The 18,867-nt window shown below is 73.9% G+C and carries 19 protein-coding genes; 10 read left to right on the forward strand and 9 right to left on the reverse strand.

Features of this window, described 5'->3' with window-relative positions; all coding sequences use genetic code 11:
• Window positions 1–126: 126 nt before the first annotated feature.
• Window positions 127–786 (forward strand): PIG-L deacetylase family protein, encoded by a 660-nt coding sequence (locus QWJ41_RS08685; protein ID WP_302707338.1) that lies wholly within the window; start codon window positions 127–129, stop codon window positions 784–786.
• Window positions 783–2,129 (forward strand): glutamate-1-semialdehyde 2,1-aminomutase, encoded by a 1,347-nt coding sequence (locus QWJ41_RS08690; protein ID WP_302707339.1) that lies wholly within the window; start codon window positions 783–785, stop codon window positions 2,127–2,129. Before QWJ41_RS08685 ends, QWJ41_RS08690 begins: the two co-directional genes overlap by 4 nt.
• Window positions 2,130–2,139: 10 nt before the next feature.
• Here QWJ41_RS08690 and rfbG read toward each other — a convergent pair whose 3' ends face one another.
• Entirely contained in the window at window positions 2,140–3,204 is a 1,065-nt protein-coding gene (rfbG, locus tag QWJ41_RS08695; protein WP_302707341.1) for a CDP-glucose 4,6-dehydratase, read from the reverse strand.
• Between the two features lie 121 nt (window positions 3,205–3,325).
• Between rfbG and QWJ41_RS08700 the strand changes: the two genes are divergently transcribed.
• Together QWJ41_RS08700 and QWJ41_RS08705 are read left to right on the forward strand one after the other, a co-directional pair.
• Window positions 3,326–4,660: a DUF4910 domain-containing protein gene (locus QWJ41_RS08700; RefSeq protein ID WP_302707343.1), complete on the forward strand. Its 1,335-nt coding sequence runs from the start codon at window positions 3,326–3,328 to the stop codon at window positions 4,658–4,660.
• Between the two features lie 100 nt (window positions 4,661–4,760).
• Window positions 4,761–5,492 (forward strand): helix-turn-helix transcriptional regulator, encoded by a 732-nt coding sequence (locus tag QWJ41_RS08705; RefSeq protein WP_302707344.1) that lies wholly within the window; start codon window positions 4,761–4,763, stop codon window positions 5,490–5,492.
• A 60-nt stretch (window positions 5,493–5,552) separates the two neighbouring features.
• Here QWJ41_RS08705 and QWJ41_RS08710 read toward each other — a convergent pair whose 3' ends face one another.
• The 4 genes from QWJ41_RS08710 to QWJ41_RS08725 form a co-directional block, all read right to left on the reverse strand.
• Window positions 5,553–6,953 (reverse strand): exopolysaccharide biosynthesis polyprenyl glycosylphosphotransferase, encoded by a 1,401-nt coding sequence (locus QWJ41_RS08710; protein WP_302707345.1) that lies wholly within the window; start codon window positions 6,951–6,953, stop codon window positions 5,553–5,555.
• Between the two features lie 123 nt (window positions 6,954–7,076).
• Window positions 7,077–7,760, reverse strand: coding sequence for a LuxR C-terminal-related transcriptional regulator (locus QWJ41_RS08715; RefSeq protein WP_302707347.1), 684 nt, complete (start codon window positions 7,758–7,760; stop codon window positions 7,077–7,079).
• The gene (locus QWJ41_RS08720) at window positions 7,739–8,764 is read right to left on the reverse strand and encodes a sensor histidine kinase (RefSeq protein ID WP_302707349.1); all 1,026 of its coding nucleotides are present in this window, start codon (window positions 8,762–8,764) and stop codon (window positions 7,739–7,741) included. The genes QWJ41_RS08715 and QWJ41_RS08720 overlap by 22 nt, the downstream gene beginning before the upstream one ends.
• Window positions 8,765–8,916: 152 nt before the next feature.
• Entirely contained in the window at window positions 8,917–9,600 is a 684-nt protein-coding gene (locus QWJ41_RS08725) for an ANTAR domain-containing protein (protein WP_302707351.1), read from the reverse strand.
• Between the two features lie 166 nt (window positions 9,601–9,766).
• Here QWJ41_RS08725 and QWJ41_RS08730 point away from each other — a divergent pair, with 166 nt between their 5' ends.
• Window positions 9,767–10,408 carry a DUF6758 family protein gene (locus QWJ41_RS08730; RefSeq protein WP_302707353.1) on the forward strand — a complete coding sequence of 214 codons (642 nt, stop codon included), beginning with the start codon at window positions 9,767–9,769 and terminating at the stop codon, window positions 10,406–10,408.
• 29 nt (window positions 10,409–10,437) lie between these two features.
• Complete coding sequence (locus tag QWJ41_RS08735; protein ID WP_302707354.1) at window positions 10,438–11,310, forward strand: PHP domain-containing protein; 873 nt, start codon at window positions 10,438–10,440, stop codon at window positions 11,308–11,310.
• Window positions 11,311–11,319: 9 nt separating this feature from the next.
• Here QWJ41_RS08735 and QWJ41_RS08740 read toward each other — a convergent pair whose 3' ends face one another.
• Complete coding sequence (locus tag QWJ41_RS08740) at window positions 11,320–12,078, reverse strand: SDR family NAD(P)-dependent oxidoreductase (protein WP_302707356.1); 759 nt, start codon at window positions 12,076–12,078, stop codon at window positions 11,320–11,322.
• A 62-nt stretch (window positions 12,079–12,140) separates the two neighbouring features.
• On the opposite strand from QWJ41_RS08740, the gene QWJ41_RS08745 reads away from it, so the two are divergent.
• Window positions 12,141–12,911 (forward strand): ParA family protein, encoded by a 771-nt coding sequence (locus QWJ41_RS08745; protein ID WP_302707358.1) that lies wholly within the window; start codon window positions 12,141–12,143, stop codon window positions 12,909–12,911.
• 89 nt (window positions 12,912–13,000) lie between these two features.
• Here QWJ41_RS08745 and QWJ41_RS08750 read toward each other — a convergent pair whose 3' ends face one another.
• Window positions 13,001–14,533, reverse strand: a complete 1,533-nt coding sequence (locus tag QWJ41_RS08750; protein ID WP_302707360.1) for a DEAD/DEAH box helicase — start codon at window positions 14,531–14,533, stop codon at window positions 13,001–13,003.
• Window positions 14,534–14,735: 202 nt separating this feature from the next.
• Between QWJ41_RS08750 and QWJ41_RS08755 the strand changes: the two genes are divergently transcribed.
• On the forward strand, window positions 14,736–15,461 hold the full coding sequence (locus QWJ41_RS08755) for a ferritin-like fold-containing protein (RefSeq protein WP_302707362.1): 726 nt from the start codon (window positions 14,736–14,738) through the stop codon (window positions 15,459–15,461).
• A 37-nt stretch (window positions 15,462–15,498) separates the two neighbouring features.
• Here the strand turns inward: QWJ41_RS08755 and QWJ41_RS08760 are convergent, their stop codons facing one another.
• Window positions 15,499–15,720 (reverse strand): DUF3107 domain-containing protein, encoded by a 222-nt coding sequence (locus tag QWJ41_RS08760; protein WP_302707364.1) that lies wholly within the window; start codon window positions 15,718–15,720, stop codon window positions 15,499–15,501.
• A 31-nt stretch (window positions 15,721–15,751) separates the two neighbouring features.
• Window positions 15,752–16,339, reverse strand: a complete 588-nt coding sequence (locus tag QWJ41_RS08765) for a TetR/AcrR family transcriptional regulator (RefSeq protein ID WP_302707460.1) — start codon at window positions 16,337–16,339, stop codon at window positions 15,752–15,754.
• 268 nt (window positions 16,340–16,607) lie between these two features.
• Here QWJ41_RS08765 and moeZ point away from each other — a divergent pair, with 268 nt between their 5' ends.
• Window positions 16,608–17,807 (forward strand): adenylyltransferase/sulfurtransferase MoeZ, encoded by a 1,200-nt coding sequence (gene moeZ, locus QWJ41_RS08770; protein WP_302707366.1) that lies wholly within the window; start codon window positions 16,608–16,610, stop codon window positions 17,805–17,807.
• 78 nt (window positions 17,808–17,885) lie between these two features.
• On the forward strand, window positions 17,886–18,830 hold the full coding sequence (locus QWJ41_RS08775) for a S1 family serine peptidase (protein WP_302707368.1): 945 nt from the start codon (window positions 17,886–17,888) through the stop codon (window positions 18,828–18,830).
• The last annotated feature ends 37 nt before the right edge of the window (window positions 18,831–18,867 follow it).

Consider the following 18,867-nt stretch of genomic DNA (forward strand, 5'->3'; position numbering starts at 1 on the left):
CCGTGCGGGCGCTGCAGGGCGATCTACCGCATATCGGGGACCTCTGCGCACCGACGGCCCACACCGCCGCGGCCGCGCGCAGGATCGCCCTGACGGCCGCGTGGGCGAGGGGCAAGGGGGACCGACGTGCTGGAGCTGGGGATCGGCGCTGGGGCGCTGGAGGTGGTGTGCCTGGGGGCGCACCCCGACGACATCGAGATCGGGTGCGGGGGCACCCTGCTGCGCCTGGCGAGCCGGCCGCAGACCTCGGTCGCCGCGCTGGTGCTGACCGGGACGCCCGACCGCGTCCGCGAGTCGGAGCAGGCGCTGGAGGGGTTGTTCCCCGGCACCCGGCTGAGCTGCGTGGGCCTGCCCGACGGGCGGCTGCCGGAGCACTGGGGCGCGGTCAAGCAGGCGCTCGAGGACCTCGCCGCCATCCACAGCCCCCATGTCGTCCTGGCGCCGCGCGCCGACGACGCCCACCAGGACCACCGGGTGGTGGGCGAGCTGGTGGCCACGGTCTGGCGCGACGCGCTGGTGCTGCACTACGAGATCCCCAAGTGGGACGCCGACCTGCGTCCCTCGACCCACTACGTCGCCCTCGACGAGGAGACTGCTCGCCGCAAGTTCGCCGTCCTCGACGCCTCGTTCCCCAGCCAGCACGGGCGCGACTGGTGGGACGAGGAGACCTTCCTGGGCCTGATGCGGCTGCGCGGCGTCGAGTGCCGCGCCCGGTACGCCGAGGGCTTCTCCTCGGCCAAGGTGCTGGTCGGTCTCGACGGCGCACGCGGGGGAGCGGCCTCGTGATCGGCGGGACCGACCCGGACTTCTCGTGCTCGCTGCGGGCGCAGGCCCGCCTGCACGAGCTGGTGCCCGGCGGGGCACACACCTACGCCCGCGGCAGCGACCAGTACCCCGAGCAGATGGCGCCGGTGATCGTGCGCGGCTCGGGGGCCCGGGTCGAGGACCTCGACGGCAACGTCTTCGTGGAGTACGGCATGGGGCTGCGCGCGGTCACGCTGGGCCACGGCTTCGCGCCGGTGGTCGACGCGGTCTGCCGCGCGGTGCGCGACGGGGTCAGCTTCACGCGGCCCTCGGTGTGGGAGCTGCGGGCCGCGGAGCGCTTCCTGGAGCAGGTGCCCGGCGCCGACATGGTCAAGTTCGCCAAGAACGGCTCGGACGTCACCACCGCGGCGGTGCGCCTGGCGCGGGCCGCGACCGGGCGTCCGCTGGTGGCCGTCTGCCGCACCCAGCCCTTCTTCTCCACCGACGACTGGTTCATCGGCACGACCGCGATGCCCCACGGGGTGCTGCCCGCGCACCGCGGCGACACCGTCGGCTTCGACTACAACGACCTCGACTCGCTGCGCGCGGTGCTCGCCGAGCACCCGGGCCGGGTCGCGGCGGTGGTGCTCGAGCCGGCCTCGGCGACCGCCGAGCCGGAGCCCGGCTTCCTCGAGGGCGTACGCCGCCTGGCCGACGAGGACGGCTTCGTGCTGGTCTTCGACGAGATAATCTGCGGGATGCGATGGTCGCGCCACGGGGCCCAGCACGTCTACGGGGTGCGCCCCGACCTGTCGTGCTGGGGCAAGGCGCTGGGCAACGGGTTCCCGATCGCGGCGCTGGCCGGCCGGCGCGAGCTGATGGAGCTGGGCGGGCTGCGCACCGACGCCGAGCGGGTCTTCCTGGTCTCCACCACGCACGGCCCGGAGACGGGTGGGCTGGCGGCGTACCTGGCCGTCGACGACGAGTACGCGCAGCACGACGTGGTGGCCACGATGACCGACCGGGGCACCCGCCTGGCCGACGCGGTGCGGCACGAGGTCGCGGTCGCGGGGCTGGGCGAGCACGTGCAGCTGCACGGACGCCCGACCTCGATGGTCTTCGCGACGCTCGACGGTCGGGGACGGCCGTGCCAGTCGATGCGCACGCTGTTCCTGCAGGAGCTGCTGCGCCACGGGGTGCTGGGCCAGTCGTTCGTGGTGTCGGCAGCGCACACCGACGACGACCTCGACCTCACCGTGCGCGCGGTGCGGCACGCGCTGCCCGTCTACGCGCGCGCCCTGGAGCAGGGCGGCGTCGAGGGCCTGCTGGTGGGCCGTCCGGTCGCGCCGGCGCTGCGCCCCGTGGCCGCCCCGCGGCGGCTCTGAGCGATCCGCCTCAGGCGCGCTGGGTCTCGGCGTGCCGCTCGAGGTAGCACTCGACCTGGCGGTCGACCGCCTCGCGCGGGGGCTCGCCGGCGCGCACCGCCTTCTCCCAGTCGACGGTGATCGCCACCGCCTCCTTGGCCCTCAGCACGGGGTGCCACCCGAGCTCGGTGCGCGCCAGCGTCGAGTCCAGCGCCAGCAGCCCGGCCTCGTGCGGGCCGGGGTCGCCGGTGGCCTCCCAGCGGGCGCCCTCGCCCCACTGCCGCGCCATCAGGTCGGCGACGTCGGCGACGCTGAGCGTGTCGGCGCTCGTCGGGCCGAAGTTCCACCCCCGGTCGTGCGCGCGCCCGGGCAGGTGCTCGGCGACGGTCAGGTAGCCGCTGAGCGGCTCCAGCACGTGCTGCCAGGGGCGTACGGCGTCCGGTCGCCGCAGCCGGGCCGGCTCGCCGGCCGCGAACCGGGCGACCAGCTCGGGCAGCAGCGCGTCGGCGGTGGCGTCGCCGCCGCCGACGACGTTGCCGGCGCGGGCCGTCGCCACGCCCAGGCCCTCGCGCGGGAAGGAGGCGACCATCGAGTGGGTCAGCAGCTCGGCGCAGGCCTTGCTGGCGCTGTAGGGGTCGTCGCCGCCGAGCGGCTCGCTCTCGCGGTAGCCCCAGTGCCACTCGTTGTTGCGGTAGACCTTGTCGGTGGTCACCACCACGCAGCGGCTCACCCGCGGCACCGCGAGCACGGCCTCGAGGACCGCCAGCGTGCCGTCGACGTTGCTCGAGAACGTCTCGCGCGGGTCGCGGTAGGACTCGCGCACCACCGACTGCGCGGCCAGGTGCAGCACCGTGTCGGCACCGGAGGCCTCGAGGGCGGCGGTGAGCCGCTCGCGCTCACGGATGTCGCCCACCCGGTCGCTGGCGAGGTCGTCGGCGCAGCGGGCGCGGGTGTGCAGGAAGTGCTCGGGCGTGGTGAGGGCGTAGCCGTGCACGCGCGCACCCATCCGGTGCAGCAGCCGGCTCAGCCAGGCGCCCTTGAAGCCGGTGTGGCCGGTGACGAAGACGTCCCGGTCCCTCCAGTGGGCTGGGTCCATGGCCGGTGACGCTAGTGCCGGCGCAGCCGGTGGCGCAGGACCTCGCGCAGCGATACCCAGTTGTGGGTAGACCCCCCGGACGTGGGCGACGCGGTGCGCGCGGCGGGGGCAGGGTGGGCGCGTGGAGGACGACGAGCCGGCCCGTCGCAGGCGGCGGATGCGCGTGCGGATGCAGCGCCTCTACCCCCTGTGCCGCAGCATCACCGGCGACGGCGTGCGCGCCACCCTCGACGTGATCGAGCAGGACCTCCCGCCGGGGGTCGAGCTGCACCGCCACGAGGTGCCCTCCGGCACCCAGGTGCACGACTGGGTCGTCAACGACGAGTGGAACGCGCGGGCCGCGTGGATCGCCGACGCGACCGGTCGCCGCCTGGTCGACCTGGCCCGGCACACCCTGCACCTGGTGGGTTACAGCGTGCCGGTGCGGGCCTCGATGAGCTTCGAGGAGCTGCGCCCGCACCTGCACACGATGCCCGACCGGCCCGACTGGATCCCCTACCGCACGACCTACTACGAGCGCACCTGGGGATTCTGCCTGGCCCACCGCGACCTGGCCGGCCTCGAGGAGGCCGCGCGCCTGGGGCCGCTCGAGGTCGTGGTCGACACCACCGTCGCGCCCGGCTCGCTGACGTACGGCGAGGTGGTGCTGCCCGGCAGCGAGGAGGGCGAGATCCTGCTCTGGGCGCACCTGTGCCACCCCTCGCTGGCCAACGACAACCTCTCGGGGCTCAGCGTGGCCACCGAGCTGGTGCGCGAGCTGGCCGGGCGCCCGCGCCGGCTGGGCGTGCGCCTGCTGCTGGCCCCCGGGACCATCGGCTCGATCACCTGGCTGGCCCGCAACGCCGAGCACCTGCCCCGGCTGCGGCACGGGCTGGTGCTGACCGGTCTCGGCGGGCCGGGGTCCCTGGTCTACAAGCGCACCCGGCGCGGCGCCCGCCCGGTCGACCGCGCCGCCGAGCTCGTCGTGGCCGCGCACGGCGGTCAGGTGCGCGACTACTCGCCCTACGGCTACGACGAGCGCCAGTTCAACGCGCTGGGCTTCGACCTGCCGGTGGGCAGGATCTCGCGCACGCCGCACGGCGAGTACCCCGAGTACCACACCTCGGCCGACGACCTGGCCTTCGTGACCGACGAGCAGCTCGCGGCGTCGTACGACGCGGTGCTCGAGGTCGTCGAGTCGCTCCAGGCCGACGTCACCTACCGCAACCTCAGCCCGTACGGCGAGCCGCAGCTGGGCCGGCGCGGGCTCTACCCGACCACCGGCGGCAAGAACGCGACGGACGCCGTGATGGCGATGCTGTGGCTGCTGGCGGCCTCCGACGGGGCCACGTCGCTGGTCGAGGTGGCCGCGCTCTCGGGCGCCTCGGTGGCCTCGCTGCACGCGGCCGCGCAGGACCTCGAAGGGGCCGGGCTGCTGGCCCGCGAGGCGGACCCGGGGACCGCTCACCAAGATTGAGCATCTTCGCCCCGGGCGCCGCGTCGGCCCCGGCCGCCTTCCTAGGCTTCCGCCATGGGTCGGGGAGGCCCGATCGCAGACCGGGGAGGGGGGTGGGCACGTGGACCTGGCCGCCCGTCCGGAGAGCAACGAGAGCAACGACCCGAGCTCGGGATCCCCGGTGCGATCGACCACCGGCTCCCGCGTCCTCTTCGTCTCCGGACGTCACCTCGTCGGTGACGCCATCCGCGTCGCGCTCGAGAGCCGCGGCCTCGAGATGCTGGCGCTGCCCGCCACCGAGGCCGGCCAGGAGCCCGTCTCGCGGCACCGGCTCGCCGGGTGGCGCGTGGGCGCCGCCCTCGTCGTGGGCGACTTCCTGAGCACCGAGCAGCGTGAGGCCGTCGTGCGGCTGCCGCACCTGCCGCTGCCCTGGCTGCTGCTCGTCGACGAGCCCGGCGACCCGCGGTGGAGCGACCTGGTCGCCGCCGGGGCCAGCTCGGTGGTGCCGAGCTCGGTGGGCCTCGACGACCTCGTGCGGATGCTCGACGACCTCGTGATGGGCCGCGCGATCGCGTGGCCGGGCCGCGAGGAGCTCGAGCTGGAGTGGCGTCGCCTGCGCGAGGAGCAGGAGGAGGTGCAGCGGCGGATGAGCAGCCTGAGCCCCCGCGAGCGCTCCGTCCTGGCGCTCCTGCACGACGGCCTGTCGGTGCGCGAGGTCGCGGAGCTGACCGGCGTGCGCGAGGGCACCGTGCGCAGCCAGGTCAAGGCGGTGCTGCGCAAGCTCGCGGTGAGCTCGCAGCTCGCCGCGGTCGCGCAGTACGACCGCTGGATGCAGCAGACCGACCGGTCCTGACGCCCCGGCTCACCGCAGCCGGCCGGCCGACCGGCCGCCCCGCCGGCTGCCCGGCGGGGTTCAGTACGCGCCGTCGTGGCTGAGCACGGCGCGCACGGTGCGCGCGAGGATCCAGGCGTCGAGGCGCAGGCTCCAGTTGTCGACGTAGCGCGAGTCCAGGCGCACCGTCATCGACCACGGCAGGTCGGAGCGGCCCGAGACCTGCCACAGGCCGGTGATGCCCGGGCGCACCGCCAGGCGGCGCAGGGCGTCCTCGTCGTACGTCGTGACCTCGCCGGGCAGCGGCGGGCGCGGGCCGACCAGGGCCATGTCGCCGCGCACCACGTTGACCAGCTGCGGCAGCTCGTCGAGCGAGAGCCGGCGCAGCCAGCGCCCGGCCCGGGTGACACGCGGGTCGTGGCGCATCTTGAACAGCGCGCCGTCGCTCTCGTTGTGGGCACGCAGCTCCTCGAGGCGTGCCTCGGCGTCGACGTGCATGGTGCGCAGCTTGAGGATGGAGAAGACCCGGCCGTCGCGGCCCACGCGCTGCTGGCGGAAGAGCGCGGGGCCGGGGGAGTCGAGGCGCACCAGCGCCACCAGGCCCAGCAGCAGCGGCGCCAGGACCACCAGGGCCAGTGCGCAGGCGGCGCGCTCCCAGAGCGTCTTGAGTGCCCGCCTGGGCCCGGTGAGGTCGGCGTGGCGCACGTGCAGCAGCGAGAGCCCGCCGGTGCGCCGCAGCACGGCCCGGCCGCTGTCGACGTCGTGCAGGCCCGGGCCGATCAACAGGTGCACGCGGTCGCGCTCCAGCAGCCAGCCCATGCGGCGCAGCGAGGTCGCGTCGAGGTGGCGGCAGGGCAGCGCGACGACGCACTCGGCCCGGTGCTCACGCACCAGGTCGGGCACGGAGTCGAAGCCCGGCGAGGTCGGCAGGTCGAGGCCGGCGCAGCCTCTGGGACCGGCCACGCACAGGGCCACCACCTCGACCTCGGTGCTCTCGCGCAGCTCCGCGGCCAACCGGCGGACCTGGCGGCGGTGGCCGACCAGGACCACGCGGGTGCGCGGCGGGCGGCGCAGCGAGGAGACCAGCCGCAGCCCGCCGCTGGCCAGGCAGGCCGCACCGGCGGCCCGCACCAGCTGGTCGGCCGGCACCACGAGCCCCGTCACGCCGCTGAGCAGCGCGCCCAGCGCGACCAGGTGGACGCCCGACAGGCAGATGCGCAGCAGGTCGGCGCGGCGCGGCACCGGGCCGGGGTCGTAGGTGCGGGCCAGGCCCAGCAGTACCACCCAGGCCACCGAGAAGGCCACCGCCAGCGCGGGGCCGGGCACCAGGTCGAACGGCAGCCAGACGATGGCGGCGACCATGGCCACCACACCGTCGGTGGCTGCCATCCAGTACCACCGCGTACGTCGTTGACCCGGGCCCGCGACGCGCCCCACGAGGGGTGGCGCGACGCGCGGGCCCTGGTCGGCGTAGGCGCTCATGGACCCCCCCCTGACCTCGCACCTGTGTCGGCCCCGTGCGGCCAATCTAGGAGCCGGAAGCCCCGCTGGCATGCCGCGAATGCGGTATCGCCGACGGGGCTCCCGGGTGAGGGGGGTGGTGCCCTAGTGCGGGACGAGGTGGCTCTGCGCCCGGTGGGCCATGCCCACCGCGGCCAGCTGCGAGCAGACCTCGAGCTTGGCCAGGATCGACTTGACCTGGGTGCGCACCGTGGCCTCCGAGACGAAGGACGACTTGGCGATCTCGCGCACTGTCGTGCCCTGCATCAGGCAGCCGAGCACCTCCCGCTCGCGCGGGGTGAGCCGGTCGAGGCGGGCCCGCACGGCGGCGAGCTCCTGCTTCTCCTGGTGGTAGACGAGCATCAGGCGTTCACGCTCCTCGCGGCTCATCACCGGCCGGCCGTCGCCGATCAGCCGGATCGTGGCCAGGATCGTGTTGAGCGAGGCGGTCTTCTCCAGCACGGCGCGGGCGCCGCGGCGCAGGCACTCGCCCCACACCGCCTCCCGGGTCTCGCCGGTGACGACGACGACCGCGGCGCGGGTGCGAACGAGGGGCTCGATGAGCCGCGTCCCCGGCCCGCCGGGGCCCAGGTCGAGGTCGAGCAGCACGACCCGGGGGCGCACCCGCAGCAGCGCCGTGAGGAGCCAGCCGGCGGGCGGCGTCCCCTCGGGCACCTCGATGCGGTGCACGTCGTGGCCCTCCAGCGTCAGCGCGACCTCGAGGGACTCCGCGAAGAGCTGGTGGTCCTCGACCACCGCGACGCGGGTCAGGCCGAGTGCGCGTGGCATGACGGGACGGCTACGAGTCGGTCGGTGGTGGGCATGGTGGCGTCCTCCGTGGTGGTGTCGTGCTCGTGTTGGTGGTCGATGGCGTCGTGGTCGTCGAGCCCGCCGGCGGGCAGGTGCAGCGCGAAGGTCGTGCCCTCGGGACCGGTCGTCTCCAGGTGCAGGGCGCCGTCGTTGCGCTCGGCCAGACGCCGGGCCACGGCGAGGCCGAGGCCCGAGCCTGGTGACGACGGTCCGCGGGCCCCTCGGGTGAAGAGCGTCGAGCGCAGGCCCTCGGGCACGCCGGGTCCCTCGTCCCTGACGCGAACGCAGACGGAGTGCTCGGCCGGTTCGACATCGACCTCGACGCGGGCGCCCGGCGCGTGCCGGGCGGCGTTGCGCAGCAGGATGTCGAGGATCTCGGCCACGTCGTGCGGCTCGGCACGCACGGTCGCGTCCGGCAGGGCGGGGCCGTGCTCCTCGACGGGCTCCCCGCGCATCTGGGCGGCGGTGAGGGCGTCGACGACGAGCGCGGTCACCGGCACCTCGTCGGCGGCGTCGTCCACGCCGTCGTCCGTGGGGGCGGGGTCGGTCTCGGGCTGCTCCGCCTCGCTGGCGGCCGGCTCGGGCGCCGGCGGCAGGTGGTGCAGGCCTCCGGAGAGCAGGTGCTGGATGCGGTCGAGGTCGCGCTCGCGCAGGTGCAGCAATCGGTCGCGGGTCTGCTCGTCGAGCAGCTCGTCGTGCTCCTGGAGGAGCCGGTCGCTGAGCACCAGCCCGGCGAGGGCGGTGCGCACCTCGTGGAGGGTGTCCTCGTCCTCACCGAGCAGCCGCTCGGTCTCGTCGACGCGTGCGCAGACCTGGTCGAGCTCGCGGGTCGTGCGCGAGCAGGCGGCTCGGGCCCGTGCCCAAGCGACCAGCAGCGCCAGCAGCGAGCCGGCCGCGAGCCACGACGACGCGGTCGCGGCGTCCCGGCTGAGGCCGTGCACGAGCACGGTGGCCACGACGACCGCGAGGACCGCGATGGGCACCAGCAGGAAGCATGGCCGTCGCAGGTCCGATCGTGGTAAGTCCCCGGTCGTCTTGCTTCCCTCTGCGCGCGTCATCCGTGTCCCCCTCGTCCCTGACCCCAATCTGGTCATGGAACGCGTAAAGATTCGTCACACGAGCGTGAAATCCCCGCTCAGGGCCCCGGTGGCTCCATGCACTTCTCGCGGGTCTCCACGAGCGCCTCGGCGAGCTCGCGGACCTTGACCTGGCGGTCCTGCGAGACCCGCCGGAGGTAGGCCATGGCCTGCTCGGGGTCGAGCGAGTAGCGCTCCATGACGATGCCCTGGGCCTGGGCGATGAGGCTGCGCGTGCGCAGGGCCTCCGCGAGGTTCTCGACGCGCTCGGCCTGGGCGATCATCAGGGCCGCCAGCCGCACCTGGTCGATCGTCGGCGGTGCTCCTGCGGAGAACGCGCCCGGGCGCGCCGCCCAGGCGTGCATGGCCAGCGGTCGGTGCACCATGCTGGGCAGGCTGATCACCTGCACCGAGCGGTAGCCCGCGTCCAGGACCTGCCGGGCCCACCCCGGCCAGCGGTCCTCGGCCGCCACGTCGTCGATCGTCAGGATCCCGTCGGGGTGCGCGTCTGTGGCGCTCGGCGGACAGATCGGCCCACCGGACAGGTCGCACAGGGACGTGGTGAGCTCGGGGTCCGTGGTGGCCAGGTGCTCCAGGCGGCCCCTCGCATCCCAGGCGACCAGGCCGGCGACGTCGGCCCCGAGCATCCGGCGTGCCGTGGTGAGCAGCCCCGCGCAGGCGTCCTCGAGGCTGGGCGCCCCCGTCAGGGCGTCCAGCAGGGAGTCGACGGCTTCGTCGGTCATGGCAGTCTCCTCGACCCGGCCGGGTCGGGGTGACCAGCGCGCATCGGGTTCGTCAGATTTGCACACCCGGCCCCGGCTGTCAGCGCCCGGCTGGACCAGGTTTTGACCAGCATCCGTGCTGGTCAGGGTCTTGACGTGCCGCGAGCCGCTGGGGACCGTTGTCACCGTGCCCAGCGCCGACTGCCCCCGATGTCCCGCGCCGGTCGCCCCACCGGGCGACGGCTCGTCGCTGTGGTCGTGCCCCGAGCACGGTCCGGTGCCGCCGCTGTGGCGTGGCGCGGAGGCGTCGTACGACGCGTTCGCCGAGCACCTGCGCCGCGCCGGGCAGTTCCCGACGTTCCTGCCCTGGCCGCTGAGCCCCGGCTGGGCGGTGACCGACTTCGCCGCGGTCGGGGAGGGTGGGGACGCGGTCGCCACGATGACCTGCGTCAGCGGCACCAGCAGCCTCGACGGCCCCGTCGACGTGCACGTGGTGGCCGAGGAGCCGGGCACCGGCTTCGCCGCCCGGGTCGCCGGCACCGCGCGCACCGACCCCGGCCCGGAGGCCGGCCACGGGCCCGCCGACGTGCGGGTGCGCCTCGAGCGCCAGCAGGTGCCGCTGTGGACGGTCTCCACCAGCGCCACCCCGGGGGAGTGGGACCGCTCGGTGCTCGCGGGCGAGGCCCAGGGGCGGTGGCTGTGGCTGGTGGTGCGCCCCGCCTCGGCCGTGCTGCTGCTGCGCGACGACTGGATCCTGCGCGACGTCTCGACGGTGGGCCCCGCCGTGGTCGAGCTGCCCTTCGACGGGCCCGCCCCCGGCTGGACCTAGCCGGATCCGGCTGGACCTAGTCTGGCGGCGTGCGCATCGACCTCCACACCCACTCGCGGGCCAGCGACGGCACCCAGTCGCCCACCGAGCTGGTGCACGCAGCGGTCGCGGCCGGTCTCGACGTGCTCGCGCTGACCGACCACGACAGCGCCGAGGGGTGGGCCGAGGCGGCGAGCGCCGCCGACGCGAGCGGGCTCCGGCTGGTGCGGGGCATGGAGATCAGCACCCGCCACCAGGGGCAGGGCGTGCACCTGCTCGCCTACCTGCCCGACGCGACGTACCCGCCGCTGGCCGCCGAGCTCGAGCGCGTGCTCGAGGGCCGGCGCTCGCGGGTGCCGGGCATGCTCGCGGCCCTGCGTGCGGCCGGCGTCGACCTCACCGAGGACGACGTCGACCGGGTCTCGGGCCACAGCGCGGCCAGCGGGCGCCCGCACGTCGCCGACGCGATGGTGGCGGTCGGCGTGGTCGCCGACCGCACCGAGGCGTTCGAACGGTGGCTCAGCCCGGGACGGCCCGGGTACGTCGACCGCTACGCCGCGCCGCTGCGCGAGACGATCCGCCTGGTCACCGAGGCCGGTGGCGTCTCGGTGGTGGCCCACGCGTGGGGCCGGCGCAGCGACGAGCGCCCCGACGCGGAGGCCTTCGCCGAGCTGGCCGGCCTCGGCCTGGCCGGCATCGAGGTCGACCACCAGGACCACACGCCGTCCGCCCGCGAACGGCTGCGGGCGATCGCCCGCGACCTCGACCTGGTGGTCACCGGCTCCAGCGACCACCACGGCCTGGGCAAGGTCGACCACGACCTCGGCTGCCACACCACCGCGCCCGAGGAGCTCGAGCGGCTCCTCGACCTGGCCGCGGCCGCCTCGGCGGCGTCGGGCCGGGAGACGCCCGACGTCGTCTGAGCAGGGCGGCTACTTGCGGCCCAGCGACTGGAAGCGCTGCAGCACCCCGCGGGGCACCAGGCGCGCGGCGCCGGTGATCACCTTGTAGCGCGCGCTGGGGATCGAGTAGACCTTGCCCTGCTCGAGGTCGGCCAGCGCGGTGCGCACCAGGTCGTCGGCGTCGAGCCAGAGGAAGTCGGGGGCGGAGTCCTGGCCGACCTGCATCCGCTCGTGGAACTCGGTGCGCACGAAGCCCGGGCACAGGGTCGTCACGGTCACGCCGTGGGGCGCGTACTCGGCGGCCGCCCACTCGCCCAGCTTGTTGACGTAGGCCTTCGCCGCCGAGTAGGAGCCGCGCGGCAGGAACGCGGCCACGCTCGAGACGTTGAGCACCTGGCCGTGCCCGCGCTCGACCATCGGGCCCAGCGCGGCGTGCATCAGGCGCACCACCGCGGTCACCAGCACGTCGAGCATGGCCGTCTCGGCGGCCACGTCGTTGTCGAGGAAGCGCCCCTTGAGGCCGAAGCCCGCATTGTTGACCAGCAGGTCGACGGGCGCGGACCGGTCGGCCAGGCGCTGCTCGACCCGGACGAGCTGGTCGCGGTCGGCCAGGTCGGCCGCGAGCACCTCGACGTCGACGCCGAAGCGGTCGCGCAGCTCGCCTGCGACCTGCGCCAGGCGCTGCTCGTCGCGGGCCACCAGGACCAGGTCGTGGCCGCGTTCGGCGAGCTGGACGGCGAAGCTGTGACCGATGCCGGCGGTGGGGCCGGTGACCAGGGCGCGTGGCATGGGAGCAGTAGAACAGGTGGCTCGCGCCCGGGGCAGGCCCGGATCGGGCATGATGTGGCTCGATGACCACCACACTCGCCGTCGCCAACCAGAAGGGCGGCGTCGCCAAGACGACGTCCGTGGCCTCCCTGGGCGCCGCGCTCGCCGAGCTGGGCCACCGGGTCCTGCTGGTCGACCTCGACCCGCAGGCCTGCCTGACCTTCTCGCTGGGCATCGACCCGGAGGACCTCGAGACCTCGGTGCACCACGTGCTGACCCGTGGTCTCGACGCGACCGAGGTGATCATCTCCACCGAGGAGGGCGTCGACCTGCTGCCGGCCACGATCGAGCTGGCGCGCGCCGAGGCCGACCTGCTGACCCGCACCGGGCGCGAGCACGTGGTCAAGGGGGTCGTGGAGGACCTCGACGGCGCCTACGACTGGGTGCTGCTCGACTGCCCGCCCTCGCTGGGCGTGCTCACCGTCGCAGCGCTCACCGCTGCCGACGGGGTGCTGGTGCCGCTGCAGTGCGAGACGCTCTCGCACCGCGGGGTGGGCCAGCTGCTCGACACCGTGCACGACGTACGCCGCTTCACCAACCGCGGTCTCGAGGTGTGGGGCGTGCTGCCCACGCTCTACGACGGCCGCACCAACCACGCGCGCACCGTGCTCGACACGATCTCGGAGACCTACGACCTCGAGGTCGTCGAGCCGCCGATCCCCAAGACCATCAAGTTCGCCGAGGCGCCCGCCGCGGGCCGCTCCATCCTGGCCACCAGCCGCACCAGCAAGGGCGCGAAGGCCTACCGCGAGGCGGCCGCCAACCTGGTCACCCGCTCCCAGCGCCCCCGCTGACCCGGCCCCAATAACGTACTCACCCGGCCCGAACTTCTCCGCGAGGAGAGGTTCGGGCCGGGTCAGTGAGAGATAAGGGCCGGGTCGGCTCAGGCCTGGGGTGCGGCCTCGGCGCTCTGGTTCGCCTGACCGCCCTGGCCACCCTGGCCGCCCTGGCCACCGCGGGAGCGGCGACGACGGCGGTTGCGGCTGCCGGAGCCGGCGCCCTCGACGGGCTTCTCGACCTTCTCGCCGGACTCGTTGGTGCTCACCTCGGCGACGACCTCGCCGCCACGGCTGCGGCTGCGGGTGCGATCGCGGTTGCGCGGGGCGCGCTGGCCGCCGTCGCGACCACCCTCACGACCGCCCTCACGGCCGCCGTCGCGACCACCGCGACCGCCCTCGCGCGGGGCGCGGGGCTCGCGGGGCGCCTCGGGGACGACCCGGCCCTTGGTGCCCTCGGGGATGCCCTGGTCGGTGGCCAGGTGCGGGGAGGTCGAGTAGGTCTCCTGCGGCGCGTCGAAGGGCAGGTCGAGGGTCTTGTTGATCATCTTCCAGCGGTGCAGGTCGGCCCAGTCCACGAAGGTGATCGCGATGCCCGAGGCCCCGGCGCGACCGGTGCGGCCGATGCGGTGCACGTAGGTCTTGTCGTCCTCGGGGCAGGTGTAGTTGATGACGTGCGAGACGCCGCGCACGTCGATGCCGCGGGCGGCGACGTCGGTGGCCACCAGCACCCGGATCTTGTCCTCGCGGAACTTGGTCAGCGCCTTCTCGCGCGCGACCTGGGCCATGTCGCCGTGCAGCGGGCTGGCGGCGAAGCCGCGCTCGGAGAGGTCGTCGGCCACCCGCTGGCTCTGGCGCTTGGTGCGGGTGAAGACGATGATCTTCTCGGCGTCGGGGGCCTGCAGGATGCGCCCGATGATCTCGGGCTTGTCGAGGTCGTGGGCCTGGTAGATGAACTGCGCGGTGGCCGGCACGGTCGCGTTCTCGTACGACGACTCCGCGCGGATGTTCATCGGGTGGCGCATGTGGGTGCGGGCCAGCGCGACGATCGCGGAGGGCATCGTGGCCGAGAACAGCATCGTCTGGCGGGTCTCGGGGGTCATCTTGAGCAGTCGCTCGACGTCGGGCAGGAAGCCCAGGTCGAGCATCTCGTCGGCCTCGTCGAGCACCAGCGCGTGCACGTGGCTGAGGTCGAGCACCTTGCGGTGCGCCAGGTCGATCAGGCGGCCGGGGGTGCCGACGACCACGTCGACGCCGCTCTCGAGCGCCTCGAGCTGGGGCTCGTAGCCCACGCCGCCGTAGACGGTCAGCACGCGCAGGCCGAGGTCCTTGCTGGCCAGCGCGAGGTCGTTGGAGACCTGCAGGGCCAGCTCGCGGGTCGGCGCGACGATGAGGGCCTGCGGCTTGCCCTGCGGCAGGTCGGCGTACGCCGGGTCGTCGACGGGGGTGCTGCGCTGCAGCACCGGGATGCCGAAGGCGAGGGTCTTGCCGGTGCCCGTGCGGGCCTGGCCGATCAGGTCGGTGCCCATCAGGGCGACCGAGAGGGTCATCTCCTGGATGGCGAAGGGGGTGGTGATGCCGGCGCGCTCGAGCGCGTCACAGATCTTGGGGAGGACCCCCAGGTCACGGAAGGTGGTCACGTTGGTCTTCTGCTTTCGTCGTCAGCCGCGGTGGGCCGGGTGGCTCGGAGCGGCGGACCCGGCGGACTCGGAAAGCTCGCTGGCGCGTCTGCCGCGCACATGCTGGCGGGTGGTTTCCCGCCTCGGCGCCGTGCCCGGGTGCCCGCTCGTGGCGGCACCGGCGCAGCGCTCGATGGGCCCAGGGTATCGGTAGGGTGCGCGCATGACTGAATCCCAGGCCGGCGACACGCCCGTCTCGCCGGCGCGGGAGGCCGAGCTCGCGCTGGCCGATCCCGCCTACCGCGAGGCGGTCGTCGACCTGCTCGGCGTGCTGGCCTACGGCGAGATCTCGGCCTTCGAGCGGCTGGCCGAGGACGCCAAGCTGGCGCCCACGCTGGAGGACAAGCTGGCCATCGCGCAGATGGCGGCCAGCGAGGTCGCCCGGGTCGACCGGCTGCACCGACGCATCCGCGAGCTCGACGGCGACCCGTTCGTGGCGATGGCGCCGTTCCGCAGCGCGCTCGACCTCTTCCACGAGCACACCGCGCCCTCCGACTGGTACGAGGGGCTGATCAAGGCCTACGTCGGCGACGGGCTGGCCGACGACTTCTACCGCGAGATCGCCGCCTACCTCGACGCCGGCACCCGCGAGCTGGTGCTGTCCTCGCTCGAGGAGGGCCCGCACGCAGCCTTCGTGGTCGACCGGGTGCGCGCGGCGATCGCGCGCGACCACCGCCTCGGCGGCCGGCTGGCCCTGTGGGGCCGCAGGCTGATGGGCGAGGCGCTGATCCAGGCCCAGCGGGTGGCCGCCGAGCGCGAGGCGCTCTCGGCGCTGCTGGCCGGGGGAGTGGACCGCCCCGGGCTCGACCTGGCCGCGCTGGGTCGGATGTTCACGCGGCTCACCGAGCGGCACACCGAGCGGATGTCCGAGCTCGGCCTCGACGCCTGAGCCCGGACCCCGCCCGGTCGTCCTGGGTGGTGCAGGGTCAGCTGCGGAAGCCGACCGTCCCGACGCTCGCGGTGCCGATCTCGACGTAGGCGAGCTTGGCGGCCGGCACCAGCACGGTGCGGCCCTTGGTGTCGGTCAGGGTCACCACGCCACCGGACTCGACGGCGGTGGCGACCTGCTGCTGCACCTGCTCGGCCGTCTCGTCGGTCTCGATGCTCAGCTCGCGCTGGGCCTGCTGGATGCCGATCTTGACCTCCACGGGTCCTCCTCCTGTTGGGTGCTGCTGGTCTTCAGTGCTCGTCGGTCTTGGGGTAGCCGCGGATGCCCCGCCAGGCCAGGCCGGCGATCAGCGCGGTGGCGTCGGCGCGGTCGATGCCCGCGGTGTCGTTGAGCCAGAACCGCGCGCTGACCTGTGCCATTCCCACCAGCGAGACCGCCAGCAGGCGCGAGGACTCGTCGGGCAGCCCGGTGTCGTCGCGGATCACCTCGGCGATCATCGCCGCGCACTCGGTGGTGACCCGGTCGACCAGCTGGCGCACCGCGGCCTCGTTGGTCAGGTCGGACTCGAAGACCAGGCGGAAGGCGCCGTTGTCGTCGGCGACGTAGTCGTAGAAGGCGTCGATGGTCGCGGCCACACGCTGCTTGTTGTCGGGCGTCGAGGCCAGCGCGGCGCGGCAGTTGTCGATCACCTGGTCGCAGGCGATGTCGAGCAGCGCGAGGTAGAGGTCCATCTTGCCGGGGAAGTGCTGGTAGAGCACCGGCTTCGAGACGCCCGCCCGCTCGGCGATGTCGTCCATCGCGGCGGCGTGGTAGCCCGAGGCCACGAAGACCCCGAGCGCCGACTCGAGCAGCTGGGCGCGGCGCTCGCGACGCGGCATCCGGGCCCCGCGCTGCCGGGAGGGCGCGGCGGAGCCGGCCTCGACGTCGTACTGGCCAGCTGGCACTGCTGCCCTCCTCGAAGGTGCGGTCACGGTCGTCTCTTTGCTCGGGGCGCGAGCCTACCCCGCGGTAGCGGCGGTCCGGATGACGGGACGCCGCCGGGTCGCGCGCCGGCCGCGGCCACGATGGAGCACGCCGTGGGAACAGGACGCGCCCGCAGGCTGTTGCGTCCACCAGACCCCTGCGAACAGACCGAGGAGCCCAGCAGTGACCTACCCAGCACTCGTGGAGCCGGCAGCCGAGCTGACCGTCGACGAGGTACGCCGCTACAGCCGGCACCTGATCATCCCCGACGTCGGGATGACCGGTCAGAAGCGCCTGAAGAACGCCAAGGTGCTCGTGATCGGCGCCGGCGGACTCGGCAGCCCCGCGCTGCTCTACCTGGCCGCGGCCGGTGTCGGCACGATCGGCATCGCCGAGTTCGACGAGGTCGACGAGTCGAACCTGCAGCGCCAGATCATCCACACCCAGTCCGACATCGGTAAGTCGAAGGCGGTCTCGGCCAAGGAGTCGATCGCCGAGGCCAACCCCTACGTCGAGGTGGTGCTGCACGAGGAGCGCCTCGACAACGACAACGTCATGGACGTCTTCCGCGGCTACGACCTGATCGTCGACGGCACCGACAACTTCGCGACCCGCTACATGGTCAACGACGCGGCGTACTTCCTCGGGATCCCCTACGTGTGGGGCTCGATCTACCGCTTCGACGGCCAGGCCTCGGTCTTCGCGCCGTCGATGGCCGACGACGCGCCGTGCTACCGCTGCCTCTACCCCGAGCCCCCGCCGCCGGGCATGGTGCCCAGCTGCGCCGAGGGCGGCGTGCTCGGTGTGCTGTGCGCCTCGATCGGCTCGATCCAGGTGAACGAGGCCATCAAGCTGCTCACCGGCGCGGGCGAGCCGGCCATCGGCAAGCTCGTCATCTACGACGCCCTCGAGCTCGAGTGGCGCAAGCTCAAGGTCCGCAAGGACCCGGCCTGCCGCCTGTGCGGCCCCGACGCCGACGTGACCGACCTGATCGACTACGAGGCGTTCTGCGGCGCGATCTCCGAGGACGCCGCCGACGCCGCGGCCGGCTCGACGATCTCGGTCACCCAGCTCGAGAAGATGCTGGGCGAGCGCGAGGCCGGGGAGCGCGACTTCGTGCTGGTCGACGTGCGCGAGCCCAACGAGTACGAGATCAACAAGATCCCGGGCTCGGTGCTGATCCCCAAGGGCGAGTTCCTCAACGGCAACGCCCTGGGCCAGCTGCCCGCCGACAAGCAGGTCGTGCTGCACTGCAAGTCGGGGGTGCGCTCGGCCGAGGCGCTGGCGGTGCTCAAGGGCGCCGGCTTCGAGAACAGCGTGCACGTCGGCGGCGGCGTGGTGGCCTGGGTCAACCAGGTCGACCCCAGCCAGCCGTCGTACTGACCCGTCCGGGCCACGCCCGGGTAGTCCTTCTGGACTACCCGGGCGTAACCATGTCGGGACCCGGTCGTTGAGCAGTAGATGTGGCCTCCATCTCGGGAGGTCGCCGGCCACGACCAGGAGGACCTCGTCCCGATGAAGACCGCCAGCCACCGCCACACCACCCTGCGCCGCGCCACCGGCGCCCTCGCCGCGCTCGCCGCCACCGGCCTCGCGGCCGGGGCAGCCACCTCGGCCCCCGCCGTGGCAGCGCCCACCTGGGCGCCCGCCGACCAGGCGACGATCACGCCGGGCACGCAGATGTACACCGACGGCGCCCAGTGCACCTCGAACTTCGTCTTCACCGACGCCGCCGCCAATGTCTACCTCGGCTACGCCGCGCACTGCGCCGGCATGGGTGCGGCCACCGACACCAACGGCTGCCTCAACGACTCGGTGCCGCTGGGCACCGAGGTCACCTTCCGCAAGGGCGGCAGCCTGATCAGCTCGGGGACCGAGCTCGGCAGCGGCGAGCTCGCCTACTCCTCGTGGCGCACCATGCGCGACATCGGCACCACCGACGAGAACGCCTGCGCCTACAACGACTTCGCGCTGGTCAAGGTCGACGCGGCCGACGTGTCCAAGGTCAACCCGAGCATCCCGTTCTGGGGCGGTCCGACCGGCATCGACACCGACGGCACCGCCGCCGGCGACCGGGTCTACAGCTACGGCAACTCCAGCCTGCGCGCCGGCCTCGAGCCGCTCTCGCCCAAGACCGGCATCAGCCTCGGTGACAGCGCGGGCGACGAGGGGTGGAGCCACCCGCTCTACACCGTGACCCCCGGTGTCCCCGGAGACTCCGGCTCCGCCTTCGTGAGCGAGGACGGCGAGGCGATCGGCACCCTCTCGACGCTGGGCCTGGCGCCGCTGCCGGCGTCCAACAACATCGGCGACCTCGAGCGCGAGCTGGCCTTCGCCCAGCAGCACTCCGGCATCGCGGGCCTCGAGCTCGCCCTGGGCACCGAGCCCTTCTCGCCGCTGCTCTGACCCGCACCGATCGATGCCCCCGCTCGCGTAGCCGAGC

Origin of the sequence: Nocardioides cremeus (assembly GCF_030518195.1) — a bacterium.
GTDB lineage: Bacteria > Actinomycetota > Actinomycetes > Propionibacteriales > Nocardioidaceae > Nocardioides > Nocardioides cremeus.

Bases quoted from the DNA above. Each gene is read 5' to 3' on its own strand.
- rfbG (WP_302707341.1), bottom strand. From the start codon at position 3,204: ATGGACCCAGCCCACTGGAGGGACCGGGACGTCTTCGTCACCGGCCAC.
- QWJ41_RS08710 (WP_302707345.1), bottom strand. From the start codon at position 6,953: ATGAGCGCCTACGCCGACCAGGGCCCGCGCGTCGCGCCACCCCTCGTG.
- QWJ41_RS08715 (WP_302707347.1), bottom strand. From the start codon at position 7,760: ATGCCACGCGCACTCGGCCTGACCCGCGTCGCGGTGGTCGAGGACCAC.
- QWJ41_RS08725 (WP_302707351.1), bottom strand. From the start codon at position 9,600: ATGACCGACGAAGCCGTCGACTCCCTGCTGGACGCCCTGACGGGGGCG.
- QWJ41_RS08740 (WP_302707356.1), bottom strand. From the start codon at position 12,078: ATGCCACGCGCCCTGGTCACCGGCCCCACCGCCGGCATCGGTCACAGC.
- QWJ41_RS08745 (WP_302707358.1), top strand. From the start codon at position 12,141: ATGACCACCACACTCGCCGTCGCCAACCAGAAGGGCGGCGTCGCCAAG.
- QWJ41_RS08755 (WP_302707362.1), top strand. From the start codon at position 14,736: ATGACTGAATCCCAGGCCGGCGACACGCCCGTCTCGCCGGCGCGGGAG.
- QWJ41_RS08765 (WP_302707460.1), bottom strand. From the start codon at position 16,339: ATGCCGCGTCGCGAGCGCCGCGCCCAGCTGCTCGAGTCGGCGCTCGGG.
- QWJ41_RS08775 (WP_302707368.1), top strand. From the start codon at position 17,886: ATGTGGCCTCCATCTCGGGAGGTCGCCGGCCACGACCAGGAGGACCTC.